Below are 6,711 nucleotides of genomic sequence, written 5' to 3' on the forward strand. Positions count from 1 at the left end.
AAACACACCCTCTCCATATGCAAGAAGGGGAGGCAAGCTTTCGCCTGCCTCCCCTTCCTAATCTTTGATTGAATATTTGTTTACGCTGTGGCTGCTTTAACTTTTACCTTCTGTTAAGCAACGGTGCTTTATTTCATAATTTCTCATACTGTTCTATGATAGCCTCTGCGAATTTTTCCCAGCTGTACTTCTTCTTCTCCTCTTTTATCTGCTCCACCATTTCCTCTTCTTTATTTTCTGAGTAATATTGGTACACCGCTTTTGCTATTTTACCAGCATCTACTTCTGTTACATATCCTACTTTACCATCAGGAATCATTTCGGCTAAGCCTCCCACTTTTGTTACTACCATTGGTTTGTCGAAGTGGTAAGCAATTTGGGTTACGCCACTTTGTGTAGCTGTTCGGTATGGCTGCACCACAAGATCTACTGCCGAGAAAAAAAGAGCTACTTCTTCATGAGGAATAAATTCTGTTCTGGCGATGACTCTGCCTTTTAGTTCTTCCGATTCTATAAGCTTTTGGTATGGCGCCTCCGGTTCATAATATTCTCCTGCAATGATAAGCTTGACTCCAAGCATTTGAAGGTGCTCGTCTTTCATTGCTTCTAATAATATGTCTAAGCCTTTATAGTGCCTAATGAAGCCAAAGAAGAGTATATATCGATCTTCTAAGGGTAACTGTAATTTTTTTTGAGCTTCTAGTTTATCAACCTTAGCTCCATACGTGTCATAGATGGGGTGGGGCTGGCATATAACTGGTTTAGCTTTATCAAATTTTCTTAGATCAGTTGTTACCATTTCAGACATAGTAACAAAGGCATTGCAGGAGTTCACGAAGTATTGGGTCAACATAGTATCGCCTATTCTTTTTTCATGAGGCACTACGTTATCAGTCAACCCTATTACTTTAGTATGCTTATTCCTTTTTACAAGATTGGCTACTGTACCCAAGGCTGGAGCCATGAAGGGCAGCCAATACCGAAGCAATACCAAGTCTGGCCGTTTTTTTTGCAGCTTTACCCCTAAGGCAAACCATGAGGCAGGGTTGACGGAGCTTAACTCTCTGGTAATTTTCAGATCAGCAGGAGCTGGACCCTCTACTAACTGTGACTTCCCAGGAAATAGAAAGGAAGGATATTGAGTGGTGAAGGTTATAATTTCAACTTCATGCCCCTGCGCTTGCCACGTGCGGGCAAGGCTTTCGTTAAATGTTGCGATTCCTCCTCTGAACGGATATGCTGGGCCAACTATAACAATATAAGACATTTTACTTCAGACCCAGAGAGTCACGGATGAGGTATTCTCTTTTCTTTTTACCAGATAAAGAAATCATTTCTGACATGAAGCCCGCCAAAAACAGTTGCACCCCTACCACTACGGCAACCAAAGCCAGGAAAAAGAGGGGCTGATCAGTAACATTTCGCACCATTAAATTATGCGAGGAATAATATACCTTCTCCCCAATCAACCAGCACGTAATAAGAAATCCTATTAGAAAAGATAATGTACCCAAAGTACCGAAGAAGTGCATTGGCCTTTTTTTGAACTTTGAGACAAACGTGATAGACATTAAATCCAGGAAACCATAAATGAATCGCTCTAGTCCAAACTTGGTGCTGCCGTACTTTCTTTCACGGTGCTGCACTACTTTTTCACCAATCTTCCCGAAACCATTCCACTTGGCAATGACAGGTATATAGCGATGCATCTCACCATACACATCAATGCTTTTTACTACCCGCTGGTCATATGCTTTTAAGCCGCAGTTAAAGTCATGCAGCTTCACTTTAGATATTTTGCGAGTGGCTGCGTTGAATAGCTTAGTAGGAATAGTCTTGCTCAGGGGGTCAAAACGTTTTTTCTTCCAACCGGAAACAAGATCATACTCCTCTTCAACAATCATTTTGTAGAGAGCGGGGATTTCATCAGGGCTATCTTGTAAATCAGCATCCATAGTAATTACTACGCGCCCTTGAGTTTCTCTAAACCCTACATTAAGCGCCGCAGATTTACCATAGTTACGGTTAAACCTTATTCCCTTTATGTTGGCATCTTGCTTTGACAGCTCCTCAATAACTTTCCAGGAAGTGTCGGTGCTTCCATCATCAATCAGAAGCACCTCATAAAGAAAACCGTGTGATACCATCACACGGTTTATCCATTGGGTTAGTTCTGGTAAAGATTCCGCCTCGTTCAAGAGTGGAATTACAACTGAAATATCTTTCTGAAACTGCATCTACTTTCTACTCAAACTCAGGCTGATTATTTTTCATGATGGCAGCCACTACCAATGATATTAAAAACCCTAAAAGGGCTCCTCCCAAAATGCTCATTACTAGCATCATGGTTGGCCCCGTGAAACTCTCTGCCATTCCAAGAGCTTGCTCTATCTGTTCATCGCTCAATCCTTTTTTCTCCATTTCCAGTACCTGAGCATCACGCATTCTGGTCATCACTCCTGCATCTATGAAAGATACATATACATAATGGAATATACCGCCTAACAATCCAGAGATGGTGCTTAACAGGGTACCAATGCCTAGCCCCTGACCATAACTCATATACCCACCATTATCATTTTTGAAGGCTTTGTAGGCCAGTATTATACCAGCCAATGGTATAAGCATTCCAATCCAGCTCAAGGCAGTGTTGGTGTTTAGCTGTGTTACATAAAGTATCAAGGCAAAAATGATAGAGACAAAGCCAGTGATTAATCCATACCTGATGGCAACTGAGGTGGGTGTAGTGGTTTGATGGTCCATAGTTATTCTGTTTTTAGGTTATTTTCTGAAATAGACGCCAGAAACGATACTTACCACCAGACCCGTTATAAGGCGATACATGAAAGTTCGCTGGGCAAGATGTAATGCATTCATTTCCTCTAACTCCTGGTACACCAGCTTAAACTTCTGCTCATCTATTTTTTGAGCAGGGTCTGACTGATTTAATTCCATTTGCCTTTGCATCTCAACAATATAAGGCTGAATCATATCAGAACCAATTGTAAGCGAAAAAAGGCACATAAGCACAGCAGTAGTTAAGCCTAAGAAGACTGTAACCGCCAAACCAACCATAAATGCCTGCCCAAAACCAACCGCTGCGTTTGTAAACGTTTTGTATTCCTTGATGCCTAAAACAACAAAAATGGGAACAAAAATCAAAGTGGAGGAAAACTCAGTTATGTTATTGTAAGGGCTTTCTAAACCTAGCAGCGCCAAGCATATAATATACAGGAAGGTTACTACCCCACCGGTAACTCCATAACGCATGGCTGTAGTAGAAACTGCTTTTTTATCCATACCTGATTGAATGACTACTGCAGTGAGTTGGGATAAGCAGGATTGAAGGTAACAATGCCCTGTTGATGTGTTGCAAAAACACATCCTGTCAATTCTTCCTCTAAAAAGGGGCTATTTTTAGATGCGGACGCATTAACATTTTCTGTGAAACGCCACGTAGTCTTCGGATTGAAGAAAGTAAGATTGGCTAGCTCACCTCTTTCTAAAGCCGGAATGGGTAAACCTAGTAAGTTTCTTGAATTTGTTGATATTAGCTCTACAATGTCTTGTAGGGGAATCTTATCACTAAATGATTTCATTGCCACCGAAAACGCAGTTTGTAATCCTATTACTCCGGCTTCGGCTAAATCGAACTCCAGTTCTTTTGCTTCTTCGTCCCAGGGAATATGGGCCGATACGATAGTATCAATGGTTCCATCAGCTACTGCCTCTAAAATAGCCTCCCTGTCTTTCTGGCTTCTGAAAGGTGGTGAAACTTTATAATTTGTATCAAATGGCTCCAAGGTTTCATCTAGAAAAGTCACTTGGTGAGCGGCCACATCACAGGTTATTTGCAACCCTTGTCTTTTGGCTTCTCTTATGGCATGAACGGCCCCTGCAGTAGAAACTTGACTGAAGTGTAATCTACCGTTGGTGTACTCCACCATCTGCAAATCTCGTTTCAGCTGCATTTCTTCAGCCATGCTGGGTATCCCTTTCAGACCTAGTTTTGTGCTGGCCACTCCTTCATGCATTTGCCCACCATTGGCTAGCTTTGCGTTTTCGGGGCGGTTTATCAAAACTCCACCAAAGATCTTCAAGTACTCTAAAGCTTTCAGTACTGTATCAGAAGCTTGTATAGAGGTGTTGCCATCGGCGAAAGCAATAGCTCCAGCCTCTTTTAAATCAATTAGCTCAGCTAAATCTTTCCCCTCTAAATTATGCGTTACCGCCGCTATGGCATGCAGACGCACAGGAGTATTAACAGATTTTTGCTTAAGAAACTCTACGCTACTTTTAGTCTGTGTTACAGGATTGACATTAGGCAAACAGGCTACTTCTGTATAGCCTCCATAAGCTGCCGCTTTTATCAATGATTCTATTGACTCACGATGCTCATAGCCTGGTTCACCTACAAACGCTCCTATATCAAACCAACCAATGGAGCAGCACAGCCCATCTTCTTGTATTACTTTAGCTTCAGGATCTGTTAAGTCATTTCCAATTTCTGCTATTTTACCGTTCTTGATTAAAATATCCACCACCTTTCCGTTGAATGGCGATAGCTTATGAAGTATTGTAACGGATTTATATAAGTGAACCACGTTTTTTAGCGCTTAGTACTACTGCCTCTACTGCCAAGCAAAGGAGACACAATATTAGGCAATATTTCCACAGGGAGGTCGTGCTTTGGTTATTTTGCAACTGTTTTTGCAACGGAACCCGTGCATTTCGCTCCATCACCTTCACTTCACTGTTTCTTTTCGCCATCTGGTCCCTCAGTTCTTCAGCTGAGAAATATTCTACTTTAGATTGGCTTCTGGGAATGTTTAATGCTATAACATCTACTACCTGTCCTGCTCTTAAAACTTTAAAGAAGCCTGGCTCTCGCACTTGTTCAGGTAACTCCAGTTGTAATATATTCTGAGATATCATTTGCTGTGGAATAAATGTTCCATCATTCCCTTCTAACTTATAAGGTTCCTGACTTTGCTTAACGTTTGGCAGGTTTATTTCTATTCGATCATTTACTGGCTGATAGGCTAGTTTATCTGTATTTATAGAATTTAAAGTTAGCTGGTACAGTACAGGCACAAACAGAGGATGCGAGCTAAAAGAGGAACCTTTACTTAATTGAGCAGAGAAAATGTGTACTTCCCCATTCCCTACTTTAAATGTACTGAGAAAGGGGCTATTGTCTTTGAATCTTAAAATTGTGTGATAAGAGCTGTTCCAAGTTAAAACTGGTGATGCGGCTGGCATTTTAAAGTTTCGTACTTCTTTCTCAAAAATATTTCTGAAAAAATGATCAGACATATCTGGCGCTCTCAATTCTTTGCTCTGTTCCTCTGCTGCAGTAGCTCTGATGCCTTTCAACCCGATCTTGCTTAAAAAATCTGCTAAGTTCTGTTGCCCTCCAGTATTTGGGAGCACTAAGAGGCTCTTCCCCTCTTGCAGCCACTGAATGGCTTCCTCTGCCCTATCATTATTCATACCGCCTTCCATTACCCACAGTGCACTAGTATCTGTGGTACCTTTTGTAAATTTAAATGCTGGTTCTTGTTTGTATGCTTGTAGCACTGGATGACTCTCTGGTAAAGAAGGAGTAATTTTTAAAGGAACTGTAGACGGTTTTGGTAAGATGATATAAAACTTATTGTCATAGTCGTTCAAAGGATCATTTACGTCTAGTACAAGTTTCTTCGATTCTTCTGCAACACTTAGATCAAAATCAACTATTCTTTTCTGTCCAGTTTCAAGCAGAACTTGTGTTGTACCCAACAGTGCATCGCCTTCCTTCACTTGTACAGTCACTTGACTGTTCTCATTTTGTAGACTTGCAGCTACCCTAATCCAAAGCTTAATATTACTTTGGGGGGTAATCACTGGCTGATCAAGCCAAACAGAATCGATATATATATTAGGTCCTTCTGAAGGATAAGGAACAAGAACAACAGATTTGCTTTTGCTTATCTCATCTAAAACAGATTCAGAAAATTCTGACTTTTGAAAGTCTGAGAAGAAAAAAGTATTACCTCGTTGACCCTCTATAACACTTCCTTGGATCAAATTAACTACACTTTTGAAAGAACCTCGTCCTGGTTGTTCTTCTAACAGTAATGGTTGAGCAGGACTACTTGAACTTTGGGTTTGATTGATTAGTAACTTCTTTGCATCTCTTTTAGCCTGGCTTTCCTTACTTACCTGTTCCCCAGCTAATTCACCCTGCATACTCCATGTATCATCTACCACAACATTCATAATTGTGCTACTACTTAACTGGTTTTCCTCCTTTTGAAAGAAGTACAATAAGAATGCAGCTAAGGCAGATACTATAAATAGTATGCGCAGAACGAGAAGCAAAATATTATTGACTTTTCTAACAGACCTTGTCTGTGCATTTAGTGCTGCAAGAAATTGAATATGGGAAAACTCTAGCTTTTGTCTAAGCCTTAAGCCAAAGAAGTGGATTATGATTAGAAAAGAGGTAGCTGTTGCAAAGCCAGCAAGCAGTAGTAACATGAGAGCTCTTGTTATTTATGCTAATATAAGCATATAAAATCTATCCACGACCTGCAGCATATTTCCGCGGCAGGCTATACACATAGTTAACGGCTGAGGTGACGGAAACTTGCCCGGAGCCACTTTCCGCTTTTGGAGAGTGAAGTAGGTGAGGAAGAAAACAATGTACGGTACAGGCGTACCGGAATA

General features: G+C 40.9%; 6 protein-coding genes. All 6 read right to left on the reverse strand.

Going from position 1 to position 6,711, the window contains the following annotated elements:
- Nucleotides 1-133 precede the first annotated feature (133 nt).
- From A8O23_RS21085 to A8O23_RS21110, 6 genes are read right to left on the reverse strand one after another with little or no spacing between them, the layout of a single operon-like run.
- Nucleotides 134-1,267: a glycosyltransferase gene (locus tag A8O23_RS21085; RefSeq protein ID WP_066626124.1), complete on the reverse strand. Its 1,134-nt coding sequence runs from the start codon at nucleotides 1,265-1,267 to the stop codon at nucleotides 134-136.
- A gap of 1 nt (nucleotide 1,268) precedes the next feature.
- Nucleotides 1,269-2,237, reverse strand: coding sequence for a glycosyltransferase family 2 protein (locus A8O23_RS21090; RefSeq protein ID WP_066626133.1), 969 nt, complete (start codon nucleotides 2,235-2,237; stop codon nucleotides 1,269-1,271).
- A 7-nt stretch (nucleotides 2,238-2,244) separates the two neighbouring features.
- Nucleotides 2,245-2,763, reverse strand: coding sequence for a DUF4199 domain-containing protein (locus A8O23_RS21095; protein WP_066626135.1), 519 nt, complete (start codon nucleotides 2,761-2,763; stop codon nucleotides 2,245-2,247).
- Between the two features lie 18 nt (nucleotides 2,764-2,781).
- A complete protein-coding gene (locus tag A8O23_RS21100; RefSeq protein ID WP_066626137.1) occupies nucleotides 2,782-3,300 on the reverse strand; it encodes a DUF4199 domain-containing protein in 519 nt (172 codons plus the stop codon).
- Nucleotides 3,301-3,314: 14 nt separating this feature from the next.
- Entirely contained in the window at nucleotides 3,315-4,604 is a 1,290-nt protein-coding gene (locus A8O23_RS21105; protein ID WP_066626140.1) for a dihydroorotase, read from the reverse strand.
- Nucleotides 4,588-6,522, reverse strand: coding sequence for a BatA domain-containing protein (locus A8O23_RS21110; protein WP_066626143.1), 1,935 nt, complete (start codon nucleotides 6,520-6,522; stop codon nucleotides 4,588-4,590). Before A8O23_RS21110 ends, A8O23_RS21105 begins: the two co-directional genes overlap by 17 nt.
- Between the last annotated feature and the right edge of the window lie 189 nt (nucleotides 6,523-6,711).

Source organism: Rufibacter roseus (assembly GCF_001647285.1).
GTDB classification, from domain to species: Bacteria; Bacteroidota; Bacteroidia; order Cytophagales; family Hymenobacteraceae; genus Nibribacter; species Nibribacter roseus.